This window comes from Streptosporangium sp. NPDC004631 (assembly GCF_053601935.1).
Genome location: NZ_JBSGCR010000013.1, coordinates 167,235 through 192,247, shown reverse-complemented (window position 1 = coordinate 192,247; position 25,013 = coordinate 167,235). Strand labels below are relative to the sequence as shown.

The following is a 25,013-nucleotide window of genomic DNA, read 5'->3' as shown; positions in this document are numbered from 1 at the left end:
GGCTACCTCGCCGGCCTCTACCTGCGCGCCTCAATGATCTGGATCAAGGACCTCACCCGAACCACACATTGATCACGACCCAATACATGCCCTAGTAGGTCGTGGCGGTCACCCTTCGGGGCGACCGAGGATCGCAACATGGATGCTGTTCCACTGGTCGGCGCCCGGGTGGACGGGTGGCGGTCACCCTTCGGGGCGACCGAGGATCGCAACGATCCCACGGATTACAGCGCAGGCAACCCCTGCCTGGTGGCGGTCAACCTCCAGGGGGATGGCAGTCGGGGTCGGGGGTGATGAGGGTCAGGAAGGCGTGGGCTTCGGTCGTTGTTATCGGGGGGCGTTGGGCGAGGGGGGTGAGGTGGGCGGCGCGTTCGACGAATTGGGCTACGCGCTTGCCTCTGGCGAAGTTGACCGTGTCCTCCATGCCCACGCGCAGGTGTCCCCCGGCGGACAGAGCGGCGAGAGCGACCGTGAGAGTGGTCCGCCCAATGCCGGTGACCGACCAGCTGGTTACTTGGCCGGGCGGGGCCTGCGCCGCCGCCACCAGGGCGGACGCCGTGGCGGGCATGCCACCGGGCACGCCCATCACCAGATCGGCGTGGACCGGCCCGCCGTACGGCAGGCCGTGCTCGTCGAGCAGCCGTCCCAGCCCGACGGCTTCTCGCCCTCAGGGGCGGCCGTCATGGGATGCCTCAGCCTCGGCGGCCGGAGAGGGTGGCGGTATAGGTGGAGTTGCCACACGGGTAGCCGCCGAACCCGCGCATCGAGATCCGTCCCGAGACGGTGCCGTTGTCGCGGAAGGTGTAGGTGGCGCCGCCCTCGGTGGGGTGGTAGATGCAGCTGGTGATGCTGTTGCTGGCGGTGAAGTTGTTGGCGAAGGTGGCGGCGATCCGCCTGTCGGGCACGACCGACACGGTGTTGCCGTTGACCGTGACGTAGGCCATGTCCAGGGAGGCGGCGCTCCTGACGCAGGCCGAGTTGCTGCCGTACCAGATGGCGCCGACGTCCGGCGTGCCGGCGGGGAAGCCCGACTTCAGGCAGACCTCCACCGGGTTGACGCCGTTGTTGGTGACCCGCGTGACGGTGTCGCGCAGGACGACGGTGCCCGAGCGCTGGAAGTTCCTGCCGCTGACGGTGCCCGAGAGGGTGACGCTGTAGGTGATGGCGCCGCGGGCCGTACTCGCCTGACTCGCCTGGGCCTGAACCGTACTCGCCTGGGTCTGGGCCTGGGCCGTACGCGCCTGAGCTTGGGCCGTACTCGCCTGGGCGGACGTCGGAAGAGCCGTGACGGCCAGCGTCGCGGCGGCGAGGGTGGACAACACGATACGTGCGCGCATGCTTCTGCTCCTGACGGGAAAGACCGGGCCCCGCGCCGAGTGTGCGCCGGCCCGCCGGTCGCCCGCCATCCCCAATCATGGGGATGGCCCGTGGACCGGCCGGCACGGCAGGATCAGCAGAGGCGCAGCTCTATCACCCAGCGCAGCGCCGCGGCGCGGGGGGAGAGATTCTTCTCCCCGGGGTGGGAGGCCAGGTACTTTCGTTTGCTCGCCTCAAGGTGGTCGGCGACGGTACCTGGCCTGATCCCCAGCTCCCTGGCGGTCTCCTTCAACCCCAGACCGCGGCAGCCGACCGCGGCGACCACGTCGAGTTCGCGCGGCGACAGACGGTTCACCCTGCGGCGGCGGCCAGCCAGGATGAACGCGCCGGCCAGCGCGCTCTCCAGCCGGACCGGATCCATCCGCAGGCCGGCGAGGATCTCCTCCTCGCTGTCGCCCTCGGCCAGCGCCCGCAGCACCGTGCGCTGGCCGACCGACAGATCGGCACGTTCCAGCGGCCGGGCCTCGGCGTCGTCGAGCAGGAAGGCGGCCAGCAGTGCGGAGACGTAGTGGCGGCCCGAGATCACCACGCCGACCGCGTGGACGTACTCGCGGTGGGTGGTGAAGCGTTTCTCCACATACCCCCAGGCCCCGGCGGCGACCACGTCGAGCACCTGTTCGCGGCCCGCGACCCCCGAGGTGGACAGCACCCGCCAGCCCCCGGCGGTGAGGTGGGCCACCGCCTCGGCGCCCATGCGGCCCTCGGGCAGTGAGTGGTCGCAGACCGCCACGTCTCCGGGGTGCCCGGCGGCGAGCGCCTCGACGGCGGTCACCGGCTCCAGCACCCGGTACCCGGCCTGGCGCAGCGCGTCAGCCAGTGGGTAGGAGACGATGAGGTGGTCGTCGACGATCCCGACCAGCCCGCTCCCCGTCTCGTTTCCCACCCTGTTCCCCGCTCCGCCTCCGGTCTCGTTCACGGTCCCTCTCCCCGATCCTGCTCACCGTTCTTCTCCCCGCGTGGGCCGCCGCCAGCGGATGGTGACCTTGGTGCCGCCGCCCGGCGGCGAGTCGATCTCGTAGTCGCCGCCGTGCCGTTCGACGGCGGCGAAGCTCCGCGACATCCCGCCACCGCGATGCGCCGGCCCCGGGGAGAAGCCGCGGCCCCGGTCCCGCACGATGATGACCACCCCGTCGTCGTCCGCCACCGCGTAGAGGTGCACGCCCTGGGGGTTGCCGGCGTGCCGGGCGACGTTGTTCAGCGCCTCGCGGGCCGCCGAGGCGAGCACCCGGCCGACCTCCGGCGGCGGGTCGGCGCGCATCCGCAGGACGTGGGTGAGCTCAAGGTCCAGGTCGGTGGCGCTCTCCACGACCTCCGCCATCAGGTCGGCGAACGCGGTGGTCTGCTCGTCCGTGATGAACCGCCTGGCCCGCTGGGCGGCGCGGCGGGCGGCGCGCGCGGTGGACGGGTCCAGCAGCGGGCTGCCCGCGACCCGCTCCACGATCGGCAGCAGATCGTCGTGGATCGCCCGGTGAGCCGATTCGCGCTGGCGCAGCGACTCCTGGCGGCGTTCGTACTCGGCCAGCAGCCGCTGACCCTCCTCGGCCAGCCGCTGCGCCCGCACCGTCTGCGCGGCCAGGCCGCGCAACTCCCGGCCGATCAGCACCGCGATCAGGAACCAGAGCGCGAAGCCCAGCAGGTCCGAGAGCAGCTTCTGGGTGATGTTCGGATGGATGGCGGCGGTCCAGACGGCGGCGAGCACCGTCACCGCCGCCGCGGCGTGGCGGCTCCAGCCCAGTCCCAGGCCGAGAACCGCCGAGGTGGCCAGCGAGAACGGCAGCAGGGCCGTCATGACCACGTTGCGTTCGTACGGCAGGGCGGCGCGTGAGCCGACCGCCATCACGACGAGGCTCACCAGCACGTCGGCCCAGACCAGGAGCGGGTCGTGCAGCGTGCCGGTCCGCCAGGCCCGGTGGGCGAACCATCCGGCCTCCGCGACGGCCACGGCCGTCGCGGTGAGAGCCGCGGCCGGTGTCACCAGCCGATGCCAGGAGGTCAGCGGGACCAGGAGAAAGGCCGTGGTCCCCACCCGGGCATAGATGATCATTCTGGCCATGCGCCGTTCGGTGGCGGCCTCGACGTCGTGTCCCGCGAATTTCACACGTAGCGGACGTGTCCGACCCCGGCCCCGGGTTACCGCGTGCCCCGATCGTTACCGCGCCGCCTCCGGAGGCCGGAGGCCGTCGTCGCGATCGGGGCTTACCCGCCCCGATGGGCGGTCGTCGGGCGCCCGGCTCGTCCAGACTCCCCGAGTGTGGGGACCTCCGCCTTCAGGCGTGGGGAGGAGGTCATTTTTTGCAGATGTTCTGGGTCGCGGTCCTGGCCGCGGGGTCGGTGACCGGGGTGGTGGCCGTGGCGCTCGGCGTCGCGGTGGGGGTCGCCTTGACGGTGACCTTCCTGGCCCCCGAGTACTTCCGGCCGACGACCACCTCGATCCGGTCGCCCAGGTTGTCGACCTGTCGCGTCTCTGCCCCCGGCAGCGCGGCGGCCAGGGTCCGCGCGGAGTCCTCGCGGGCCGGGCCGTACCGGATGAGGGTCTTGTTGTGATCTCTCTCCCTGGTGTCGCCGGCGCCCTCGGGGACCAGGAAGCCGGCCTTCTGCAGATCGGCTCTCGTCCGCGCCCCGAGGCCGGTGATCAGGGTGCCGTTGAGCACCTTGACGGAGATGCGCGCGGGCGGCACGGTCAGCGGGGTGGCCGTGGGGGAGGGGGTGGCCTTCGGCGTCGCGGACGGTGTGGCGGACGGGCTCGTCGTGGGCTTGGCGGGTTTGATGAGCGGCTCGTCGGCGCCGATCCGGCGGAACAGGTCGGCGGCGGCCTTCTTGTCCCACAGCACGGCGGACTCACCGGTCGGCGTCTTGTAGTCGACGTCGGCGAGCGGGACCGTCGCGAAGGTCACGTCGTCGGTGGAGACGTCCTTGAGCTGGTCGGCCAGGCCGAGCAGGTCCTTGCGGAGCGCGTCGTCCACCCGGAGCGTGCCGAGGGTGCTGTTGACGAACGCGGCGAGCTTGACGGGGTTGGCCAGTGTGCCGCCGCTCAGGGCCTGGTGCAGCAGGGCCGAGATGACCTGCTGCTGGCGGTCGATGCGGTCCAGGTCGGAGCGGGCGGTGGCCCGGGTGCGGGCGTAGGCGAGGGCCCTTGTGCCGTCGAGAGAGTAGGTGCCCGGCTGGAGCTTGAGCGCGGTCTTCGGGTCGTCGATGGCGACGGGGGTGCAGACCGAGACGCCGCCCAGCGAGTCGACCACCTGGATGAAGCCGAGGACGTTGACCTCGATGTAGTGGTTGACGGTCAGCCCGGTGGCGTTCCGCACGGTCTGTACGGCGAGCTTCGGGCCGCCGAACTGGTAAGCCGCGTTGATCTTGTGCATGCCCTGGCCGGGGATGGTCGTCCAGGTGTCGCGGGGGAGGCTGACCACGGTGACCCTGGTGTGGTCCTCCGACAGGTGGAGCAGCATCATGGTGTCGGTGCGCTCGCCGCTCTCGCGGCCCAGCTTGAGCTGGTTCTGCTGGCGGCGGGAGAGGTTGTCGCGCCGGTCCACGCCGACGAGCAGGATGTTCATGGCGCCCTTGGCGTCGGACCCCGCCACGTCCGCGTCGACCGACTCGATGTTGGTGCCCACGTAACTGGTCAGCGCCCACGTCGTCCCCGAGCCGCCCAGCACCAGGCAGGAGAGGGCGCCGACGGCGATCAGGCCGCGCCGCCGGGAACGGGCACCCCGGGCGGACCTGCGCTCTCGCCGGGGATTCACCCGGACGTTCCCGTAGGCGTCGCCGCCCACGTGCACACCCAAGTCGTCCTCTTGCGGGTCGCGCATGCGTGGCCCCCTAGGCTCCAGCTGGGTCGATCAGGTACCCGTCCGTACAGTAGCGTGAGCGACGCCATGAAGCAGTTCCCCGACTCGCCCGCGCCGGCGTCGTCTCCCGAGACACGTGTCTGGCCGCCCATCTCCATCGTCATCCCGGTGCTGAACGAGGAGCGCCATCTTCGGGAGGCGGTGCGCCAGGTCCTGTCGCAGCACTACGCGGGACCGATCGAGGTCGTGCTCGCGATCGGCCCCTCGCGCGACCGCACCCAGGAGGTCGCCGACGCGATAGCGGCCGAGGACCCACGGGTGACCGTGGTCCCGAATCCGACGGGGCGCACTCCTCACGCGCTCAACGCGGCCATCGCCGCGTCCCGCAACGGGATCATCGCCCGGGTGGACGGCCACGCCATGCTCCCCGAGGACTACCTCCGGGTCGCGGTGGAGACGCTGGAGGAGACCGGGGCCGACAACGTCGGCGGCGTCATGGCGGCCGAGGGCGTCACGCTGTTCGAGCAGGCCGTGGCCCGCGCGATGACCTCCAGGATCGGTGTCGGCGGGGCCAGGTTCCACACCGGTGGCACCGCGGGGCCGGCCGACACGGTCTATCTCGGGGTGTTCCGCCGTGAGGCGCTGGAGCGCGTCGGCGGCTACGACGAGCATTTCCAGCGGGCGCAGGACTGGGAGATGAACCACCGCATCCGCGAGACGGGCGGCCTGGTCTGGTTCCAGCCCCGCATGCGCGTCTCCTACCGGCCCAGGCCCACCATCAAGGCCCTGGCCAAGCAGTACTTCCACTACGGCCGCTGGCGGAGGGTGGTCGCCCGCACCCACGAGGGCACGATCAACCTGCGCTACCTGGCCCCTCCGGCGGCCGTGCTGGCCATCGTCGCCGGTCTGCTCGTCTCGCCGTTCCTCTGGCCCGGCCTGCTGATCCCGGGCGGATACGCGGCGGCCATCCTGGCCGGGGCCGCGGTCACCGGCGCCGGTCTGCCCGCCGGGGCGCTCGTCCGGCTGCCGCTGGTCTACGCCACCATGCACATGTCGTGGGGGTGGGGCTTCCTGACCAGCCCGAGGAGTCTCGGCAAGCCGGAGCGGCCGGAGCGGGAGCCCGGCTGATCCGGGACCTCAGCCGTCCGAGGGGGCGGCGCGCTCCCAGGCGCCGTTCACCGCGTCGTTGAAACGGGTCATGGCGTCCGGGTGGTCGGGGCCCAGCAGATAGCTCTTGAGTTTGCGGCGGGTGGCCGCCAGCGGGTCCTCCCCGCCCTGCTCCAGTGCCAGGAGTACGGCGCGCAGCTCGCTCAGCCCCCTGGTGAGCGGGTAACCGGCCTCCGTGCTCGGATACCGCTCGCGGAACGACTCCTCGGACATCCCCGCCACGTTGGTCACCATGTACGGCTTGCCGCTGGCGATGAAGTCCGCCACCACGCTGGAGATGTCGGTGATCAGGAGGTCGGCCTGGTTGAAGCAGTCGTAGAGGGCCGGTTCCGCGTCGATGACGGTCAGGTGCCGCAGGAGTCCGGTGCTGCTGGACCCGGCCGGGTGGCGGGCGATCGACCGGGACAGTTCCGCCGCCCTCAGCAGCGCCTGGATCCGCTGGTGCGCGCGGCGCGCGGCGCCGTTGCGGTAGCCGGTCAGCGGGTGCGGCTTGTAGATGATTCGCACCGGGGGTGAGTGGGCGAGCAGGGCGCGGACGATCGCCGGGCCCATGGTGATGATCGAGGTGTGGAACAGGTCGTCGGTCCACCCCTCCCAGGTGGGCGCGTAGAGCACCGTGCGGTACGGCAGGCCGGGCCCGGCGGTGTGGATCCCGGTGAGCTGGGGACGGCCCACCTCGTGGATGTCCTCGTCGCGGACGCCCACCCGGGCGCGGAGGTAGCGGTCGCGGCCCGCCTGCCCGGCTACCCAGACCTCGTCGTAGACCTTGGTGAACGGGTTGAACGACGCCTCCTTGTCGCTGTCCCCGTGGCCCAGGAAGACGCTCCGCATCCCCTGGATGCGGAGCATGTGGATGTTCTTCCCGACGTTGGACGGGTACAGGCACAGCCGCGCCGCGTCGAGCGCCCCGAAGCTCATCAGGTCGGCCGCGGCCGGGATGCAGACCACCGGCAGCGAGGTGTCGGTCAGCAGGTGGAGCATCTCCCGCTCCCGCAGCACCACCACGGTCCGCCGGTCGATCCGCTCCAGTGGACGGAGCCACATGGTGGCCTGGTAGGCCGAGTCGTTCGGCCCCGAGAAGTACAGGATGACCTCGGGTGAGTACTTCGCGAGGCGTTCGTTCACCGCTTTCAGCACGGCGGCACTGTCGTGAAGCGGCCGGATCCGGCGCAGGTGGGGCAGGAGTCCGGCCATGCCCGCCAGGCACAGGAGCAGTCCGAGCGCCGCCCCCGCCGCGCCCAGGTGGTCGGCGCCGAGCGCCGCGCCCAGGGCCGCGCCGCCGACCGGCAGTACGTCGAGGTACAGGAGGCGCATCCCCTGGTAGTTGACCAGGACGTTCCACGGCGGCGCCGGAAGCCGTACGGCGTCGAGGTTGCGGGTCAGCACCGGCAGCTGGGTGAGGGTGCGGTTGTAGTGGAACGCCATCCCGGTCTGCGCCGCCCGCAGGCCGTGCATGGCCAGCAGTCCCAGGACCAGGGCCGCGAACCAGGGCGAGTCGGTGCCCGCCGTACGGGCGGCCAGGAGGATCGCGGCCGTCTCGCGGATCGCGAACCGCAACGTGACACCCAGGTGCACCCTGTTCAGCAGATCGACCGGCGAGCGGGCGTATCGCCTGGCGGCGATCTCCGCCGCGTAGGAGAGGGCGCAGAACACCGTGAACAGCCACGGCCGGGGCCCCAGGGCGGTGACGATCAGTAGCGGATACCAGCCAAGCACAGCAGCGCACACCATAAGTGGACGAAGGTCATGCTTCATCCTCTGACGCTAACCTGTGTACCGGTGTTTACCCTGGTAGGCGCGCTGTGTCACATGTCCGTTGAAGTGATGGATGGGTGATAGATGGGAGTCTCCGGCGTGGTCTGGGGGACGACGTGTGGTGACAGAGGGTTATGTACCTTTTTCGCCCCGCCCGCCCCGCCACCCGTCGTGCCGCCGCGCCCCGCCGAACGGTCACGGGCCGCCGAGCCGGACGTCGATCACCTGTCCGGTGAGGTCGGAGATGAGCACGTCCAGCGAGGTCTGGGCGACGGCGCGCGGGGACAGCAGGGTGTGCGCCGGCTCCTCCCCGAAGGCGCGGATCCGCATCGGCGTGCTGGTCCGCTCCGGGTTGACGCAGTTGACCCGGACGCCGTACTCGGCCCACTCGTCGCCGAGCGCCTGGGTCAGGTTGACCACGGCGGCCTTCGACGAGGAGTAGAGGCTGTAGTCGGCCCGGCCCCGCGTGTAGGAGGAGGAGGTGTACAGCAGCAGGTGGCCCTGGGTCTCGCGGAGGTGGGGGATGGCGGCCCTGGCGATGTTGATCGGGCCGAGGTAGTTCACGCCCACGGTCTCGGCGATCGTGCCGTCGTTCACCTCGCCCAGCTTGCCCATGTGCAGCACTCCGGCGGTGTTGACCACGTAGTCGACCCGGCCGGTCTCCTTGGCCGCGTGCGCGAGGGCGTCGCTCACCGCCTGGGGGTCCTCGACCCGCACCCCGTTCAGCGACCGGGAGAAGGAGAACACCTCGGCGCCGTGCCGCTCGGCCAGGTTCACCACGTCGGCGCCGATGCCGTAGCTGCCGCCGAAGACGACCATGGTCCTGCCCTCCATCGCCTCCCGGTAGGCGAGGGAGGAGTGCGAGGGGGCGTCGCCCGCGGCGAGCTGGAAGAGCTTGTCGGCGATGAACACGTCCACCGGGTGGGTGACCTTCATGTTGTGCTCGCTGCCCGGCACGATGTAGATCGGCACGTCGGGCAGGTAGCGCAGCACCACGCCGCAGTCGTCGGTGGGCGGCTGCCGGTCGAAGCCGGGGTCGGCGAACGCCCGCTCGTAGGCCTCGCGGATCACCGAGAGCCGGAAGCACTGCGGGGTCTGGCCGCGCCGCAGCCTGGACCTCTCCGGGATGTCGCGGATGATCTCCCCACGAGGTCCGGGGGCGGCCACCACGATCGTGTCCGAGCTCGGGATCGCCACGTCCACGGCCGAGTAGACCTTCAGGGCCTCCACACACTCGGTGATGATCCGGGGTTCCAGCAGCGGCCGTACGGCGTCGTGCAGGAGCACGTCGCACTCCTGGGTTCCCAGCGCCTTCAGCGCCCGCCAGGTCGTGTCGGTACGGCTCGCGCCCCCCTCCAGGATCTTGCCGACCTTTCTGAAGCCGTTGCGGGCGACGAGCCGCTCGACGTCCTCGGTGAAGCCCGGGGTCATCAGCACGATGATCTCGTCGATCTCCGGGGCGGCGTTGAACACGGCGAGGGTGTGCTCCAGGATCGTCTTTCCGGCGATCTTGAGGAGCTGTTTGGGAGTGTTGAGGCCGACCCGCTGGCCGACTCCGCCGGCCAGAACGACCCCGACGGTACGTAGACGTGGTTCAACAGCGGCCAAGGTCAGCTTCCTTCAACGGTCCGGATACGGCGAGCGTAACGGTTGACTACCCGATCGCAGGTCGCGGTCCCGTGCTATGCAGTCAAGATCTCGCTACGCTAAGTGCGCACTCCCCGATTCGTACGGTTACCCCGTCGGATACGAAGGAGCCCGATTTGCAGGAATCTGATGCTTTCGCGCAGTCTGAACCTTCCATGCCCTCTATGTCTTCCGCGCCCTCCATGCCACCCGTCCCCTCCCAGACCGCCGCCGTCGTGCTCGCCACCACCGCGGCGGCCGGGCTGCGCCGTGCCGACGGCACGCTGCTCGACCGGCTGACCGACCAGCTCGTCACGCTCTCCACCGGGGACGTGCACGTGATCGCCCGATCCAGCGACGTCATCCACGCCCCCGGCGGCACCTACATGATCGGCTCGGAGGGCTCGCACGGCCTCGCCGACGATCTGCGCAGGGTCGCGCGGGTCGCCCGTACGGCCACGGGGCCGGTGGCCGTGGTCGCCGGAGACCTGGTGGCCCACACCGAGGCGCTGGCACTGCTCCTTGAGCATCCCGGCCGGGGCACCGGCGCCCTCGTGGCCAAGGGGGGCGGGGAATCCGGGCCGCTGCGCCCGCCGGTCCGCGTCGAGAGGGGCCTGGTGGCCGCGGCCGGCACCTCCTTCCAGGACGTCACCGGGGTCAACGGCACCTTCAGGGGCGTGCTCCAGGTGGGCGTGCCCGACCTGCTGACCCTGGCCGCGACCGCGGAGACGCTCGCGGACCTGGCCGAGGTCGGCAGGTTCGACGCCGCCGCAGCTGACGGCGCCCACACCACTCACGGCGCTGACGGCGCTGACGGCGCTGATGGCGCGCACGCGGTCGAGGCCACCGAGCTGATCCTGGCCGGCCTGATCCGTTCCGGGGTCACGGTGCGCGCGGCCCGGCTCGGCCGGCTGCGCTGCGACCGGGTGGCCGGGCAGGCGGAGGCGGACGCCGCCGCGCTGCGGCTGGGCGAGGTGGACGAGGCCCGTGCCCGGCTGCACGCCACGGTCAAGAGCGACGACGGCTTCTTCACCACCCACTTCGTGAGCCCCTGGTCCACGCACCTGGTCAGGGCGGCGGCCTGGCTGGGCCTGACGCCGAACGCGGTCACCGGCATCTCCGTCGGCCTGGCCCTGCTCGCCGCGATCTGGTTCTCGGCCGGCACCCGCCCGGCGCAGATCGCCGGGGCGGTCCTGCTGTACCTGTCGTTCGTGCTCGACTGCGTGGACGGCCAGCTCGCCCGCTACACCCGGGCGTTCTCCCCGCTCGGCGCCTGGCTGGACGCCACCTTCGACCGGGTCAAGGAGTACGTCGTCTACGTGGGCCTGGCCTTCGGCTACGCGGCCGGGCTGGACGACTCGGGCGGCGGGCCGGACGGCATCTGGGCGCTGGCGGTGGCGGCGATGATCCTCCAGGTGCTCCGCCACATGATCGACTTCTCCTATGCCGGGGCCCGCGCCGACACGGACCGGGCGGCCCGGGACCCGGCCGGTACGGCGGGCCCGCCGACCGCCTGGGGCGACGTCACGGTGCCCCCGGCCTCCGCGGCCTCCTTCGCGCGGCCGGCCTTCCCGGCGTCCCCCACGCCCTCGGCCTCTCCGGCTCGGCCCGCGCCGGACCCGGCGGTCTCCGGTGGCGGGGCCGATCCGGGCAACTGGGTCCTGCGGCTGTCGCGGCGCATGGAACAGGGCTCGGCCACCCGCTGGTTCAAGAAGATCATTGTGCTCCCCATCGGGGAGCGGATGGCCCTGATCGCGGTGACCGCGGCGGTGTTCAACGCGCGGGTGACCTTCATCGCGCTGCTGACCTGGGGCACGGTCGCCGCCCTCTACACCCTCGCCGGGCGGGTCGGCAGGTCGATCGGCCGATGAGCGTGGCGGGCGGGTTCGGTGACGGCCGGGTCCGGGGTGGGGGCCGGGGCCGGTGGACGGCGAGGCACGGCGGGCGGTCCGCGAGACGAGCGAGGAGAGGGGGCCGAGCATGGCTTCCGTGCACATGACACCGGTGCCGCGCGGCAACGTCGTGGCCTACCGGGACGACGGGGTGCTGTCTCGGGCGATGGGCGCGCTGGTGGCAGGGCAGCTGCCGCCGCTGCCGCCCGCGGTGGTCGGGATGTTCGTGACCGGGGTGCTGCTGATGGTCGGCGTGGCAGGGTCGGACGGCCTGGCGGTGTTCGCGCCGGCGGTGGCGCTGCTGCTGGCCGGGCCGGGCAGCTCCCATCCGCACGACGGCCGGGTCGACTGGCTCGTCCCGCCGATCCTGCGGCTGACCGAGTACGGGTTCGTGGCCTCGGTGGGGTTCGCCCACGACGTGCCCCCCTGGTTGATCTTCGTACTGCTCGGCGCGATGGCCTTCCACCACTACGACCTCGTCTACCGGCTGCGCCAGCGCGTCTACCCGCCGCCGTGGCTGTCCACTTTCGGACTCGGCTGGGACGGGCGGATGCTGCTGATCGCGCTGGGCGCCCTCGCCGGGCAGGTGACGTTCCTCTTCGTGCTGCTCTCGCTGTACCTGTGGGGCCTGTTCGGGTGGGAGAGTGTCACCTGCTGGCTGGCCGCGCCGAGGACGGGGGTGGAGGCCGTGGATCTGGGGACACACGATTGAGGACACCCGGCAGACCTCTGATTACACGATCAGGGTCCGAAGGCAACTAACCTTTGGGGCCTAGGAGTGCCCGTCGAGGGGCTCACTTGAATTTTGAATGAGGAGTGCACGTTGCTGGGAATGGTGCTGGCCGCCGGGGCCGGACGACGCCTGCGGCCGTACACCGACACGCTGCCCAAAGCGCTCGTGCCGGTCGACGGAGACATCACGATCATGGACATCTCGCTGCGGAACCTCGCGGCGGCGGACCTGCGTGACGTCGTGATCGTCGTCGGCTACCAGGCGCAGGCCGTACACGAGCGCAAGGCCGAGCTGGAGCGGCGGCACGGTGTGAAGCTCACCCTCGTGCACAACGACAAGGCCGAGGAGTGGAACAACGCCTACTCCCTGTGGTGCGCGCGCGACTACTTCGACCAGGGGGTTCTGCTGGTCAACGGTGACACCGTGCACCCCGTCTCGGTCGAGGAGACGCTGCTCGCCGCGCCGGCGACCGGCGACATCCTGCTCGCGGTGGACGATGTGAAGAAACTCGCCGACGAGGAGATGAAGGTCACGCTCGACGCGGACGGCCACCTCAAGCTGATCACCAAGCTGATGGACCCCGCCGAGGCCGCCGGCGAGTACATCGGCGCCACCCTGATCCGCCCCGGCATCGGGGACCGCCTCGCCGACGCCCTCCAGGCCACCTTCGAGCGCGACCCGCAGCTCTACTACGAGGACGGCTACCAGGAGCTGGTCGCCCGCGGCGAGAAGATCTCGGTCGCCCCGATCGGTGAGGTCTCGTGGGTCGAGGTCGACAACCACGACGACCTGGCGAAGGCGCGGGAGATCGCGTGCCGATACTAGCCAGGATGCTGCCCGCCCCGCTGACCATGGAGGTACGGCGGGGCGCGATCGCCCAGCTCGGCACGTTGCTCGCCGACAGCCGGGTGGCGACCTCCGGGCGGGTGGCGGTGGCGGTGGGCGCGAGCCAGGGGGACAGGATCGCCTCGGTGATCGCCCCCTCGCTTGGCGAGGCACAAGTCTTCCGGGTGGCCGACGGGTCGGTGGACGCGGCGGTCTCGCTCGGCGCCGACCTGCGCAAGGGCGCCTACGAGGCGGTCGTCGGCATCGGCGGCGGCAAGACCATCGACGCGACCAAGTACGCCGCGTCGCTCGCCGGGATCCCCATGGTGGCGGTGGCCACCAACCTGTCGCACGACGGGATCTGCTCGCCGGTGGCGTCGCTGACGCACGACGGCGGCAAGGGCTCCTTCGGCGTGCCCATGCCGCTGGCCATCATGGTGGACCTGGACTTCGTCCACGACGCGCCCCCGTCGCTGGTCCGCTCCGGGGTCGGCGACGTGGTGAGCAACCTGTCGGCGATCGAGGACTGGCAGCTGGGCAACTCCGAGCGGGGCGAGCCGATCGACGGCCTGGCCTGCGCGATGGCCCGCACCGCGGCGGAGGCGGTCATCGGCAGAGCCGACTCGATCGAGTCCGACGCCTTCCTGACCGTGCTGGCCGAGGCGCTCATCCTTTCCGGCATGGCGATGGTGGTCGCCGGATCCTCCCGTCCGTCCAGCGGCGGAGACCATGAGATCCTGCATGCCGTGGATCAGCTTTTTCCCGGCACCTCCAATCACGGCGAGCTCGCCGGGATCGGTGCCGCCTTCTGTTTCTTCCTCCGCGAGGACTCGCGGAGGCTGACCCAGGTCGTCGGCTGCCTGCGCGGGCACGAACTGCCGGTCACCCCCGCCGACGCGGGGCTGACCGAGGGGCAGTTCACCGAGGCGGTCATGCTGGCCCCCTCCACCCGCCCAGGGCGTTACACGATCCTGGAGCACCTGCGCCTGTCGGAGCCGGAGATTCGCGATCGGGTGGGGGATTATGTCCGGGCCGTCGGTCGCTGAGTTCCGTGCGGTCGCCCAGCCGCACTCGACAATGGGCCGCAACAGCGGCGAGCACTGGGCCGGCTCGCTCTACATGCGGAAGCTGTCGATCTACGTCACCTGGTTCCTCGCCAAGACGCCGATCACCCCCAACCAGACCACCTGGCTGATGATCCTGTCCGGGCTGCTGGCGGGCGTGGTCCTCGCGCTCCCCGGCCTCGGGGCCGCCGTCGGCGCGGCCCTGCTGATCCAGCTCTACCTGCTGCTGGACTGCTCCGACGGCGAGCTGGCGCGGTGGACCGGCCGGACCTCCATCACCGGCGTCTACCTCGACCGGGTCGGCCACTACTTCGCCGAGGCCGCGCTGCTCATCGGGCTGGGCTTCCGGGCGTCGGAGATCCTGCCCGACTGGTACACCGTGATGGGCTTCGCCGCCGCGCTCGGCGCCATCCTGATCAAGGCGGAGACCGACCTGGTCGACGTGGCCCGCGCCCGCTCCGGCCTGGTCGCGGCGACCGAGAGCTCCGCCGAGCAGTTCCGGTCACGCGGCCTGGGCCTGGCCCGCAGGGCCGCGGCGGCGCTGAAGTTTCACCGGGTCGTCCAGGCGGTCGAGCTCTCCATCCTCGTGGTGATCGCCGCGCTCTGGGATCTGCTCAACGGCGGACTGGCCGCGACCAGGGTGCTGGCGGTCGCCTGCGTCGTGGTCGCCGTGGTGCAGATGGCCCTGCACCTGGTGAGCATTCTGGCCTCCCGGCGGCTTTCATGAGGAACCGAATGGCGTGCCGGCGCGTCGTAGGTGCGAACACCTTGCCGTTTGGTGGGTGTTCGCCTGCGGTTCCGATACGCTTATTTCTCGGTAAAACAGAAAGAGTTACCGAAGCCAGCATTGCCCCGCCCAGCAGACTCGGTGATCATGAAAGTATGCTCCGTACGTGCTCTCGACGCGTCAAGGCGATGACCCGTTGAAGATCTCGTGCGTCATCCTCACCATGGGCAACCGCGTCCCCGAGCTGGACCGGGCTGTCGAGTCCGCGCTGCACCAGACGGACGGCGACGTGGAGGTCGTCATCGTCGGCAACGGCGCGGACGTCCCCGAGCTGTCGGTCGGCGTGTCCGCGGGCTCCTCGGCCTCGATCAAGACGGTGCGGCTGAGCCACAACACCGGCATCCCGGCGGGCCGCAACCGCGGCGTCGAGGAGTGCTCGGGCGACGTGGTCCTCTTCCTGGACGACGACGGCTGGTACGCCTCGCCCGATGTCGTCTCCCACCTGCGCGAGCGCTTCTCCACCGAGCACGACCTCGCGGTCATCTCCTTCCGCGTCATGGACCCCGAGGGCGGCGTCGGCCAGCGCCGCCACGTCCCCCGCCTGCGCGCGGGCGACCCGGAGAGGTCCTCCCCGGTCACCACCTTCCTGGGGGGTGCCTGCGCCATCCGCCGCTCGGCCTTCCTCCAGGTCGGCGGCCTCCCCGAGCGTTTCTTCTACGCGCACGAGGAGACCGACCTGGCCTGGCGGCTGCTCGGCGAGGGCTACCGCATCGAGTACGACGCCCAGACCGTCATGTATCACCCGCAGGTCCCGCCGACCCGGCACGCGGACTTCTACCGTCTCAACGCCCGCAACCGTGTCTGGCTGGCCCGCCGCAACCTCCCCTGGCCGCTGGCCGCGCTCTACCTCCTCAACTGGATGGTGCTCACCCTGATCCGCGAGCGCTCCCGCACCGCGCTGCGCGCCTGGTTCACCGGCTTCGCCGAGGGGCTCCGCGAACCCGCCGGAGAACGTCGTCCGATGGGCTGGAAGACCGCCTGGCGCATGCTCCGCCTGGGCCGTCCCCCGATCGTCTGACCCCCGTACGCCCCCGTCCGGCCGCGAGACTCGGGGACCACAGGGCCTTCGGCTGTGGAAACCGGACCTTCGTCCCTTTGCTCCTTCCATACTCCGCGCGATCCTGGAGGAGGTGGCAACGGTCGGAAGGGAAACAGACACGGTGGACGTCATAGACATGATCGACCAAGCGCAGAACACCGCATCGGTCAAGCGGGTCTTCGGTGAACCCGTCACCCAGGACGGTGTGACGGTCATCCCCGTCGCCCGGGTCGCCGGAGGGGGCGGCGGAGGGGGCGGAAAGCAGGAGGGCGAGCACCCCTCGGAGGGGACCGGAGGCGGGTTCGGCCTCGGCGTCACACCCGCCGGTGTGTTCGTCATCAAGGACTCCCACGTCCGCTGGCAGCCCGTGATCGATGTCAACCGCATCATCCTCGGCGGCCAGCTCGTCGCCGTCGTCGCCCTGCTGACGGTCCGAGCCATCGTGCGAATGCGCACCAAGACGACGAAGAGCCGATAGCGCTCCGGGGTCGCCCTTCAGGACGCGCTCGGAGAACCGCTCGCCGGCCGGGCTGTACCGTTCACTCCCGGCGAGGGGTGCTCCGCGCACGCGCCACTCCCGGCGCGCCCCGGACCGGCGTGTTCCCGATGCGGAGGCGGGGGCTCGGCGGTGGGGGCCGCCGAGCCGTACCGGCTTCCCGCTGTTACCACTCGCCCGGGTCGGACCCGAAGCAGTCGGGAGAGTCGGCCACTCTAAGGACCGTCAGGGCGGTGGTGGTGCCGCAGGTGGCGGTGGGCGCCAGGGGCGGAGCCGGGTCGGCGGAGGCGGGGGCGGTCAGCGCCACCGAAGAGGTGCAGACGACGATCAGGGCCAGGACGGTCAGGCGCACGATGCCGCGCATGCGGGGTCCTTTCTGAGGGGGGAGGCGGGTCTCCAGGCCGGTGCGGCGAGTAAACCCATGGTGACGGAAGGTAATGTAGCAACCACGGAACGTTTCCGTAGCCCTTTGGGGAGACGGAATCGCGCTGGAGACGTCGTCCGTACGATGCGCGGGAAACGCCCCGGCGGTGGCGGGACTCCCGGTGACCGGACTCCCGGTGACGGGAGCGCCGGTTCTCCCGACCGGCGGGGGCCTAAAGCTCCTTGGCCTCGCCGAAGGTCATGGTGAGCCGGGAGGTCGTGGCGGTCATCACCGCGTGTTTGGGCAGGCCGAGCTCGCTCAGCTCCTTGGCGACCGGGTGGTTGCCCAGGCGGATCAGGGCGCCCCCGGGGCGGGTGCGGACCCTTCGGGGGGACATCGACCAGGAGGTGCGGCGGGTGACGCCGTCCAGATGGGTGTAGGCGTCGACGGGGGCCATCGCGCCGCCGACGGGCACCGGGAGGCCGGGCTTGACGAGCAGGTCCAGCACCAGGCGGCCGTCCTTGCGGACGATGCACCGCTTGTAGAGGGAGGACAGGCGCAGGTCGATGTCGGCCAGTTCCTTGGGGAGGCCCCAGATCGCGCGGCCCGCCTCCAGGGTGAAACGCCGGTCGACGGGGAGCCAGTGGACGAACGCCCCGGCTCCGGTCCTGCGTAGCTCCGACAGGCCGCCTCCCAGACCCCGGCGGGGTGGCGGCCCCGTGTCGGGCCGGATGAGGAAGGCGACGCCGAACTCCCGGTAGGCGTCCAGATCGCCGTCGACGTAGTCGGCGAACCCCAGCACGCACAGGGCCTTGCCGGGCAGCACCTCGGCCACGTCCAGCCCCGAGTAGGCGATCACCGCTCGGGCGGCGTCCGCCCTGACCAGGTAGGAGGCGCTGCACGCCGTGGCATTCCGGATGCGCACCGGTGTGGAGATCTCACGTCCCTGGATCAGATGGCGTGCCATGCCTCCAGTAGATCAACCCTCACGCCGGACGTCACCGGTTTCCCCGCCCGTTTCTCCATCAGCCCGACGAACTCGCCCGTGTGGTCGGGCCGGTGGATGTGTTGGCCGGCTACCGGGGAACCCGGGCTGAACGCTTCCTGCGGGCGGGGGAATCGGACGGCCGGCGGTAGAGCCAGACCAGGCGGGGCTCCAGCAGCCATCGGAACAGTGTGCGCGTCTGCGGCAGGCACAGGACGAAGGCCAGTAGGAGCGCGCTCGACGCGAGCGCCAGCACGCCCAGCGGGCCGTGCAGCCAGGAGACGCTCAGCCAACCCTGGTCCTTGGCGATGAGCACCAGGACACCGTGGAGCAGGTAGGCGTAGAGCGTGCGGGTGCCCAGCTCGGAGAACCACGTCTCGCGCCGGGGCACCAGCGCGAGCACCGCGACGGTCAGGACCAGCGCCGCGACCAGTACGGCCCCGCGCACGGTGAGCCCCATCCACCAGTTCAGGTGCATGTGCTTGAAGCTGTAGCGGAAGTAGACCGGGTCGAGACCGACGCGGGGGGCGATGAGGACGGCGATCCCCATGCCGGCGACGACCGTGACCCCGGCCGCGATCCGCACCCAGAGCGGTTTGAGCAGGTCGAAGTGTTCCGGCTTGAGCAGCAGCCCGAGCACGTAGAACGGGAGCAGGCCGAAGAAGCGGTCGAGGCTGAAGTCACCGGAGATCTCCGAGAAGCCCGCCACCATGTAGATGGTCACCGCGACCAGCAGCGGTTGCCGCATCCGCGTCCAGATGGGCGTGGAGATCCGCCAGAGCACTAGGGCGACCAGATACCAGTTCAGCCAGGCCGGGTCGATGATGGTCAGGGTCCACTTCTGGCCCAGCGCGTAGCGGAGCAGCGCGTAGCCGATCTCCACGAACGCGTAGGGGACCAGCAGCGTGTCGACCAGCTTGTTGATCTTGGCGTTGGAGTTCCAGAAGTTGCGCCCGAGATAACCGCTGATCAGCACGAACGCGGGCATGTGGAACGTGTAGATGAACAGGTACGCCGACTTGGCCGAGTGCGCGGCCAGGGTGGGCACCAGCGAATGCCCGGTGACGACCAGGGCGATCAGGACAAACTTCACGTTGTCCAGGTACGGCTCGCGCTTCTTCCTGGCCGGGGGAGCGGAGGGCTTCTCCGGCGAGTCCCTCTGCGGCTCGGGGAACGGCTGCTGCTCCAGGAGAGCCCGCCGTTCCGCCTCAGGTTCCGGCAACCGGCTGGAGTTCTCCCAGTAGGAGAAGGGGCGTTCGGGGGCGGGTGGGGCCTCCTGCGGCTGGGCCTGGGGCACCCCGGCCACCCACGCCGGGGTGTGGGGCGCGGGATGGGCCGCGCTCTGGCCGGGGGCCTGAGACGGTTGCTGTCCAGGGGCCTGGGGAACACCGTGCTCCGGCGACCACCCCTGCCTCGGGGGCCGGGGGATGCCCTGCTCCGGTGACCACCCCTGCTCTGGGGGCTGATCGGTGCCGTGCTCCGGCAACCGCTGAGGGAAGCCGGGCTCCGCCGCCCAGTCCCGCTCCGGCATCTGGGGCGGCGGGGCCGGGGAAGCCTGTGACCAGTCCTGTCCTGGCCCCTGAACCGATGGGGGCGGGGGAACCTGGGACCAGTCCCGCTCCGGCATCTGGGCCGGAGGGGCCGGGGGAATCTGTGACCAGCTCTGTCCCGGTCCCTGGGGCGGCGGAATCTGTGACCGGTCCTGGTCTCGCCGCTGGGGCGGTGGGGCGGCCTGCTCCGGTGACCGGCCCTGCTCCGGCCTCTGGACGGGTGGGGTGGGTGACCAGGCGGGGTCCAGCGGGTCCAAGGGGCGGGTGGTGGGGGTGGTGCGGGGCGCCGTGTCAGGCCGCCTGGCGGAGGCGGCCTCCTGCGTGTCCTGATAATGCGTTCGCGCGTCCGGGTGGGGGGTCCGCGTGTCCTGATGGTGCGTTCGCGAGTCCGGGTGGGGGAAGCCCGGGTGGGCCGTTTGCGTGTCCGGGTAGGGCGTTTGCGTGTCCGGATGGGGCATGCCCGGGTGGGGCGCCTGCGTGTAGGGATGGGACGCCTGGGTGTCCGGGTAGGGCGTCCGTGTCTCCCGCGCGGCCGACGACGGGGGCGGCGGATAGGGGGCGTTCGTGCCGAACGCCGGAGACGCCCCGGGGGTGGGATAAGGCACGTGTGCCCCATGGGGGGGATAGGGCGCCTGCGCTCCGGGGGCGGCGGGCGGGGGGAGCGGCTGCGGGTCGCGGTAGGCCGGGAAACCCCATGCGGTGACCTCCCCCGCCTCGTCGTCGGTGTCCCGGTCGTCCTGACGGTCCCCCCAGGCGGGAGCGGGAGCGGGGACGCCGTGGCCGGACTGCTCCGGCCACGGCGTCCGGGGTGCCGGAGACGGCTGCGCGTGCTCGGGCATCGGCCACGGGGCGGGTGTCCGGCCCTGTCCGTCGGCGGACCCGCCGGTGTCGGCGCCGGAGGCGTCGTCATCCCCGGGGGTCGGTACCTGGAAGGGGGGGCGGGTGTCGCTCACGGGGAAAACGCTCAGCTATCTGTCGGAGACTGGGAAAGTCGGACATACCAGCGAAGTCGCCCAGGAGCACCGGGGGGCGCGGCCACGTGGCGGGGGTTACCTCGCCGACCCGACCACCTTAAGTGTTCATGGGGTCGGTGTCGCACACGTGTCACGTGTTTCCCATGGTTCCCGGCGAATCGTGATCTTCACCGGACGACGGATCCCCGCCGCTCCCACCCCTGTTCCCCGGCTGCGGGCTGGGGGTTCGCCGGGCGAGACCCTTCCCGCCCGGCCGTGGGACGGGAACTCCGGTGAAGCGCCCGATGCCCGCCCTTGACACCACCCGGTCCGGCCTAAGAGGAGCCGGGAGCCCGCCGCGTAGAGCAGGATGGATGCGGCCGTGCACTCCTGACGCGGGCACGGACTCGGAACTGATCGTGTTGGAGGACGAGGGGCACGGGATCATCGGCCCTGACAACTGGATGCGTGTCCATACGCGTGTGCTGGAGGCGATCAGCAGGTGAGCGGAGGAGGAATCGCCGTGGGCACGGGCGCCGGGAGGCGGCAGTGGAATCGCGTCTGGGGCTCGTACTCCGTCAGCGCCGCGGGCACGGCCGTCGCGACCGGGATCTTCCCGATCATCGCGATCGTGGAGTTGAACGCTTCCCCGGCCGATGTCACGGCGATGGCCGCCGTCTCCGCCGTCGCCGGTGGCGTGATCGCGACCTGGGGATCACGGGTGTTCGGCCGCTTTCCGGTCGTCAGGGTGCTCCGGCTCGTCGAGACAGCCCAGTTCCTCATGATGGCCTCGCTACTGGTGGCCGCAGCCCTCGGCGGTCTGACCTTCGTCCACCTGGTGGCCGTCGCGACGTCGCAGACCGTGGGCCACATCGTCTACGCCGCGGGGTTCAGCCTGCACATGAAGCTCGTTCTGCGCGATGAGGAGTTCATCGACGCCAACTCTCGTGTGGAGGCGACCAACTGGTCGACGCAGACCATCGGACCGATCGTCGGCGGAGCCCTCGTCAGCGCCCTCGGCGTCTTCGTGTCCGTGGCCGTCGACGCGGTCAGCTTCCTGGCCGCCGCACTGGGCCTGGCCCGGGTGAACGGACCGGCACCGGTGGAGGCTCCCACCCCGGACGGATCCTCACCCTCACCCCGTGGCGGGGGCCTGCGGCATATCTGGCGGACCCCGACGCTCCGGGCTCTCTACCTCAACGCCATGACACTGGGCGGCGGCCTCCTGATGGCGTCCCCCCTGCTCGCGCTCCTGATGCTCCGCGAACTTCACCTGCCCCCCTGGCAGTACGGTCTGTCCCTCGGCCTTCCCGCGGCGGCCGGTCTGGCCGGCGCGTTGAGCGCCCAGGCGATCAACCGGCGGCTGGGCGGCGACCGCGCGCTGCTGGTCTTCGGCGCGTTACGCGGCCCCTGCCTGTTGCCCCTGGTGTTCGTTCCGGCGGCACCCCACCCGGCACTCGCGATCGTGCTCGTCTCGCAGTGCGCGCTGCTGTTCGCGGCGGGAGTCTTCAATCCGGGATTCGCCACCACCCGGCTGCGCGTGTGTCCCACCGATCTGATCACGAGGGTCACCTCGGCCTGGTCGGCCTCGGCCAAGGTGGTGCAACCGGCGTGCATCGCGGCGGGTGGCCTGCTGGCCGCCCAATGGGGCCTCCGATCGGCGCTCATGGCCGCGGCGATACTCGGACTCCTCAGCGCGGTGATGTTGCCCTGGAGGCTTCTCAGGCGATAAGCCACACGCGGCGCTCGTGATCGTCATAACCCTTCGGTGAGCCTGGGCGGGGAGGCGCGGAGCGCCGCCAGGCCAGGTCGATGCCGTCGAGTTTTCCGGCCCTTGCGTGAGTCAGATGGCTCCTGAACTGGAGTAACACGTTGTGCGACGTAGCGAGATGAATCGCCTTAGGCCGCTAGCATCTTCATCACCCGTTCGACTGCTCGTCGACTACTGGAGTTGCCACTGTGACGTTGCCGCGTATCGGAGTTGTCATCGTGACGATGGGCACTCGCCCTCGGGAATTGGACGCTCTTCTTGCTTCGGTGGCCAATCAGAATGTGCCTCCTGAGCGAGTGGTGCTGATCGGCAACGCGACCCCGCTGACCGAGGTTTCGGAGGACGTGACCAAGGTCTCGCTGAAGGAAAACCTCGGCTGCCCAGGAGGCCGCAACGTCGGCCTGGAGCTTCTGTGCGAGTCCGGTGAGGTCGACGTCATCGTCGAGTTGGACGACGACGGATTGCTCATCGCCGACGACGTGTTCAGCAAGATCCGGCAGCTCTATGCCTCAGATCCAGCCCTGGGGATCGTCTCCTTCCGGATCGCGGATGAGCAAGGTGAGACTCAACGCCGACACGTCCCGCGGTTGCGTGCCGGCGACCCGATGCGCGGTGGCCCTGTGACCGCCTTCCTCGGTGGTGCGCATGCCCTGTCGGTGCCGATGCTCAACGAGATCGGCGGCTGGCCTGGGCAGTTCTTCTTCGGGCATGAGGAAACGGACCTGGCTTGGCGGGCGCTCGACGCTGGATGGAAGATTATTTATGAGCCCAGCCTGGTTCTCCAACACCCCAAGACGTCCCCGACCCGGCATGCGATGTATTACCGGTTGACCGCCCGGAATCGTGTTTGGCTCGCGAGGCGGCGTCTGCCTCGTCCCTTGGTTCCGGTCTATCTTGGCGTATGGATCTTGCTCACTCTCTTTCGAACTCACTCCGCTTCCGGACTGAAGACGTGGGCTGCAGGACTTTTGGAGGGGATGCGCACTGACTGCGGCGAGCGCAAGCCCATGAAGTGGGCCACTGTGTGGCGCATGACCCGGTTGGGGCGCCCGCCCCTGATCTGAGGATCAACGCACTACGGACAGTCCACCTTGGTAGCCGGTGACGGCCAGAGGGTGCCGATTCAGGCAGCGCGTCGCGCCACCTGTCGTCGTCAGCGTTCCCACAGCGCGCGAATCGTTGTGATCACCTGGTCGATCTGGGGATCGGTCATGGCGGGGTAGCAGGGCAGCGATAACCGCCGGGCGGCGGCGGCCTCGGTGACCGGCAGGGGCTGGGCGGTGCCGCCGGAGTAGAGCTGCAGGGTGTGCACGGGGCGGAAGTGCTGGCTGGTCGCGATGTGCTGGGTGCGCAGGCGTTCGGCCGTCTGGTCGCGGGTGAGCGGGGCGTGGGCGGGATCAATGAAGATTGAGTAGAGGAACCAGCCGGGCTCGACGCCGGGCAGGACGATCGGTGTGGCAAGGCCGGGCAGCCCGGCCAGGGCTCGGGTGTAGGCGTCGGCGATCTCGGCTCGGCGCGCGGTGAAGGCCGGTAGCTTCCGCCATTGCGGGAGCCCGACCGCGGCGGCCAGATCGGACATGACGTATTTGAGGCCTGGTATGGTGACCTCGTAGTCGGCGGTGCGGCGTCCGTTGTGGCGCTGCCATACCGAGGCGTCGATGCCGTGCCGGCCCAGCAGCCTAGCCCGGTGAACGAGGTCGTGGCGGCCGACCAACATGCCACCCTCGCCGGTGGTGATCACCTTGTTGGCGTAGAAACTGAACGTGGCCAGGTCCCCGACCGTCCCGGCGCGCAGCCCATCGCGGCGGGCCAGCAGCGCGTGAGCGGCGTCCTCGATCAGGAGAAGCCCGTGCCGGTCGGCCAGGTCGCGGAAGGCGGCCAGATCGCAGGGGTGGCCGCCGTAGTGCATGACCACGATGGCCTTGGTGGCGGCGGTGATCGCGGCCTCGGTCTGCTTGGGGCAGACGTTGTAGGTGTCGGGTTCGACATCGACGAAGACCGGCCGTGCCCCCACCTGCCGCATCGCGTTCGGCGCGGCGCAGAACGTCAGGCTCGGGGTGATCACCTCCTTCCCGTCGCCGATCCCGGCCGCCAGCAGCGCCAGGTGCAGGGCGGCGGTGCAGGAGGAGACGGCGAAGGCGTCTTGCACGCCGAGATCATCGCGAACGGCCTGCTCCAGCCTGGTCGCCTTAGGACCGTGGGTCAGCCAGCCCGATCGCAGCGTGTCGGTGACCTCGGCGATCTCTTCTTCTCCCAGGGATGGCCAGCTCCACGGCACCTCCACCAGGTGGCGGGTCTGTGCGGTCATTGCAGAACACCGCCGAAGGCGCAGGCGTACTCGGCGAGCCCGCCGGCGTGCACGGCCTGGTTGCCGTAGACGCTGGCGGAGGACACGAACACCACACGCCGTACGCTCGGTGCCGCCGCGGCGGCTGCCAGCATGTGTTGCGTGCCAATGATGTTGGCCTTGATGGCGTCCAGCGGATGACGGGTGCACGCTGCCACGTCCGCCAAGGCCGCAGCGTGGATAACGTAGTCGCACCCGTCGATCAGCGTGTGGACCATGTCGGGGTCGGCGGCGATGTCGGCGACGTGGAAGTCCCTGTCGTCCAGGCTGATCCCGAAGTGGTCGTGGTAGACCTTCCGGGGGTAAGCGTCGATCTTGCACACTGACACCGGTCGCGCGCCGATCCGGCGCAGCTGGGCCGTCAGGCGGCTGCCGATCAGGCCTCCGGCTCCAGTGACCAGCACTCTCATGCCCGCGAGTTGTTTCAGGGACATTGTGCGCTCACATCTCCTTCTGGGATGGCGCCCGCCCCCGGTACGGAGGAGGCCGGTTCG

Annotated in this window: 22 protein-coding genes; 10 read left to right on the top strand and 12 right to left on the bottom strand. The window is 70.5% G+C overall.

The features are described from left to right. Positions 1-256: 256 nt before the first annotated feature. From ACWEF2_RS16210 to ACWEF2_RS16190, 5 genes are all read right to left on the bottom strand, one after another. Entirely contained in the window at positions 257-580 is a 324-nt protein-coding gene (locus ACWEF2_RS16210; protein ID WP_453815881.1) for a 3-keto-5-aminohexanoate cleavage protein, read from the bottom strand. Between the two features lie 112 nt (positions 581-692). Then, entirely contained in the window at positions 693-1,337 is a 645-nt protein-coding gene (locus ACWEF2_RS16205; RefSeq protein ID WP_453815879.1) for a hypothetical protein, read from the bottom strand. Positions 1,338-1,450: 113 nt separating this feature from the next. Beyond that, complete coding sequence (locus tag ACWEF2_RS16200) at positions 1,451-2,293, bottom strand: response regulator (protein WP_453815877.1); 843 nt, start codon at positions 2,291-2,293, stop codon at positions 1,451-1,453. A 21-nt stretch (positions 2,294-2,314) separates the two neighbouring features. Further along, positions 2,315-3,475 (bottom strand): sensor histidine kinase, encoded by a 1,161-nt coding sequence (locus ACWEF2_RS16195; protein ID WP_453815875.1) that lies wholly within the window; start codon positions 3,473-3,475, stop codon positions 2,315-2,317. 187 nt (positions 3,476-3,662) lie between these two features. After that, positions 3,663-5,186: an LCP family protein gene (locus ACWEF2_RS16190; protein WP_453815874.1), complete on the bottom strand. Its 1,524-nt coding sequence runs from the start codon at positions 5,184-5,186 to the stop codon at positions 3,663-3,665. A 66-nt stretch (positions 5,187-5,252) separates the two neighbouring features. Between ACWEF2_RS16190 and ACWEF2_RS16185 the strand changes: the two genes are divergently transcribed. Beyond that, the gene (locus tag ACWEF2_RS16185) at positions 5,253-6,293 is read left to right on the top strand and encodes a glycosyltransferase family 2 protein (RefSeq protein ID WP_453815901.1); all 1,041 of its coding nucleotides are present in this window, start codon (positions 5,253-5,255) and stop codon (positions 6,291-6,293) included. Between the two features lie 9 nt (positions 6,294-6,302). On the opposite strand, the gene ACWEF2_RS16180 is transcribed toward ACWEF2_RS16185, so the two are convergent. After that, complete coding sequence (locus ACWEF2_RS16180) at positions 6,303-8,048, bottom strand: CDP-glycerol glycerophosphotransferase family protein (protein WP_453815872.1); 1,746 nt, start codon at positions 8,046-8,048, stop codon at positions 6,303-6,305. A gap of 234 nt (positions 8,049-8,282) precedes the next feature. Beyond that, on the bottom strand, positions 8,283-9,695 hold the full coding sequence (locus ACWEF2_RS16175) for an SDR family NAD(P)-dependent oxidoreductase (RefSeq protein ID WP_453815870.1): 1,413 nt from the start codon (positions 9,693-9,695) through the stop codon (positions 8,283-8,285). 194 nt (positions 9,696-9,889) lie between these two features. On the opposite strand from ACWEF2_RS16175, the gene ACWEF2_RS16170 reads away from it, so the two are divergent. The 7 genes from ACWEF2_RS16170 (at position 9,890) to ACWEF2_RS16140 (ending at position 16,531) form a co-directional block, all read left to right on the top strand. Further along, positions 9,890-11,584 carry a CDP-alcohol phosphatidyltransferase family protein gene (locus tag ACWEF2_RS16170; protein WP_453815868.1) on the top strand — a complete coding sequence of 565 codons (1,695 nt, stop codon included), beginning with the start codon at positions 9,890-9,892 and terminating at the stop codon, positions 11,582-11,584. A gap of 109 nt (positions 11,585-11,693) precedes the next feature. Continuing rightward, positions 11,694-12,317 (top strand): DUF5941 domain-containing protein, encoded by a 624-nt coding sequence (locus ACWEF2_RS16165; RefSeq protein WP_453815866.1) that lies wholly within the window; start codon positions 11,694-11,696, stop codon positions 12,315-12,317. A 111-nt stretch (positions 12,318-12,428) separates the two neighbouring features. Beyond that, a complete protein-coding gene (locus ACWEF2_RS16160; RefSeq protein ID WP_453815864.1) occupies positions 12,429-13,163 on the top strand; it encodes a phosphocholine cytidylyltransferase family protein in 735 nt (244 codons plus the stop codon). 5 nt (positions 13,164-13,168) lie between these two features. Further along, a complete protein-coding gene (locus ACWEF2_RS16155; protein WP_453815899.1) occupies positions 13,169-14,209 on the top strand; it encodes an iron-containing alcohol dehydrogenase family protein in 1,041 nt (346 codons plus the stop codon). After that, positions 14,187-14,954: a CDP-alcohol phosphatidyltransferase family protein gene (locus ACWEF2_RS16150; protein WP_453815862.1), complete on the top strand. Its 768-nt coding sequence runs from the start codon at positions 14,187-14,189 to the stop codon at positions 14,952-14,954. Before ACWEF2_RS16155 ends, ACWEF2_RS16150 begins: the two co-directional genes overlap by 23 nt. Before the next feature lie 196 nt (positions 14,955-15,150). Next, positions 15,151-16,032, top strand: a complete 882-nt coding sequence (locus ACWEF2_RS16145) for a glycosyltransferase family 2 protein (protein WP_453815860.1) — start codon at positions 15,151-15,153, stop codon at positions 16,030-16,032. Positions 16,033-16,174: 142 nt separating this feature from the next. Next, entirely contained in the window at positions 16,175-16,531 is a 357-nt protein-coding gene (locus ACWEF2_RS16140; protein WP_453815858.1) for a spore germination protein GerW family protein, read from the top strand. A gap of 184 nt (positions 16,532-16,715) precedes the next feature. On the opposite strand, the gene ACWEF2_RS16135 is transcribed toward ACWEF2_RS16140, so the two are convergent. The 3 genes from ACWEF2_RS16135 to ACWEF2_RS16125 form a co-directional block, all read right to left on the bottom strand. Further along, positions 16,716-16,913, bottom strand: coding sequence for a hypothetical protein (locus tag ACWEF2_RS16135; protein WP_453815856.1), 198 nt, complete (start codon positions 16,911-16,913; stop codon positions 16,716-16,718). Between the two features lie 232 nt (positions 16,914-17,145). Beyond that, positions 17,146-17,880, bottom strand: a complete 735-nt coding sequence (locus tag ACWEF2_RS16130; RefSeq protein WP_453815854.1) for an acetoacetate decarboxylase family protein — start codon at positions 17,878-17,880, stop codon at positions 17,146-17,148. A 109-nt stretch (positions 17,881-17,989) separates the two neighbouring features. Beyond that, positions 17,990-20,401: an acyltransferase family protein gene (locus tag ACWEF2_RS16125; protein ID WP_453815852.1), complete on the bottom strand. Its 2,412-nt coding sequence runs from the start codon at positions 20,399-20,401 to the stop codon at positions 17,990-17,992. 502 nt (positions 20,402-20,903) lie between these two features. Here ACWEF2_RS16125 and ACWEF2_RS16120 point away from each other — a divergent pair. Together ACWEF2_RS16120 and ACWEF2_RS16115 are read left to right on the top strand one after the other, a co-directional pair. Next, a complete protein-coding gene (locus ACWEF2_RS16120) occupies positions 20,904-22,133 on the top strand; it encodes an MFS transporter (protein WP_453815850.1) in 1,230 nt (409 codons plus the stop codon). Between the two features lie 335 nt (positions 22,134-22,468). Continuing rightward, positions 22,469-23,236, top strand: coding sequence for a glycosyltransferase family 2 protein (locus ACWEF2_RS16115; protein ID WP_453815848.1), 768 nt, complete (start codon positions 22,469-22,471; stop codon positions 23,234-23,236). A gap of 89 nt (positions 23,237-23,325) precedes the next feature. Here ACWEF2_RS16115 and ACWEF2_RS16110 read toward each other — a convergent pair whose 3' ends face one another. Then, the gene (locus ACWEF2_RS16110; RefSeq protein WP_453815846.1) at positions 23,326-24,480 is read right to left on the bottom strand and encodes a DegT/DnrJ/EryC1/StrS family aminotransferase; all 1,155 of its coding nucleotides are present in this window, start codon (positions 24,478-24,480) and stop codon (positions 23,326-23,328) included. Continuing rightward, positions 24,477-24,953, bottom strand: a complete 477-nt coding sequence (locus ACWEF2_RS16105) for an NAD-dependent epimerase/dehydratase family protein (RefSeq protein ID WP_453815844.1) — start codon at positions 24,951-24,953, stop codon at positions 24,477-24,479. The genes ACWEF2_RS16110 and ACWEF2_RS16105 overlap by 4 nt, the downstream gene beginning before the upstream one ends. Positions 24,954-25,013 lie beyond the last annotated feature (60 nt).

Bases quoted from the DNA above. Each gene is read 5' to 3' on its own strand.
- ACWEF2_RS16205 (WP_453815879.1), bottom strand. From the start codon at position 1,337: ATGCGCGCACGTATCGTGTTGTCCACCCTCGCCGCCGCGACGCTGGCC.
- ACWEF2_RS16190 (WP_453815874.1), bottom strand. From the start codon at position 5,186: ATGCGCGACCCGCAAGAGGACGACTTGGGTGTGCACGTGGGCGGCGAC.
- ACWEF2_RS16185 (WP_453815901.1), top strand. From the start codon at position 5,253: ATGAAGCAGTTCCCCGACTCGCCCGCGCCGGCGTCGTCTCCCGAGACA.
- ACWEF2_RS16170 (WP_453815868.1), top strand. From the start codon at position 9,890: ATGCCCTCTATGTCTTCCGCGCCCTCCATGCCACCCGTCCCCTCCCAG.
- ACWEF2_RS16165 (WP_453815866.1), top strand. From the start codon at position 11,694: ATGGCTTCCGTGCACATGACACCGGTGCCGCGCGGCAACGTCGTGGCC.
- ACWEF2_RS16155 (WP_453815899.1), top strand. From the start codon at position 13,169: ATGCTGCCCGCCCCGCTGACCATGGAGGTACGGCGGGGCGCGATCGCC.
- ACWEF2_RS16150 (WP_453815862.1), top strand. From the start codon at position 14,187: ATGTCCGGGCCGTCGGTCGCTGAGTTCCGTGCGGTCGCCCAGCCGCAC.
- ACWEF2_RS16135 (WP_453815856.1), bottom strand. From the start codon at position 16,913: ATGCGCGGCATCGTGCGCCTGACCGTCCTGGCCCTGATCGTCGTCTGC.
- ACWEF2_RS16130 (WP_453815854.1), bottom strand. From the start codon at position 17,880: ATGGCACGCCATCTGATCCAGGGACGTGAGATCTCCACACCGGTGCGC.
- ACWEF2_RS16110 (WP_453815846.1), bottom strand. From the start codon at position 24,480: ATGACCGCACAGACCCGCCACCTGGTGGAGGTGCCGTGGAGCTGGCCA.
- ACWEF2_RS16105 (WP_453815844.1), bottom strand. From the start codon at position 24,953: ATGTCCCTGAAACAACTCGCGGGCATGAGAGTGCTGGTCACTGGAGCC.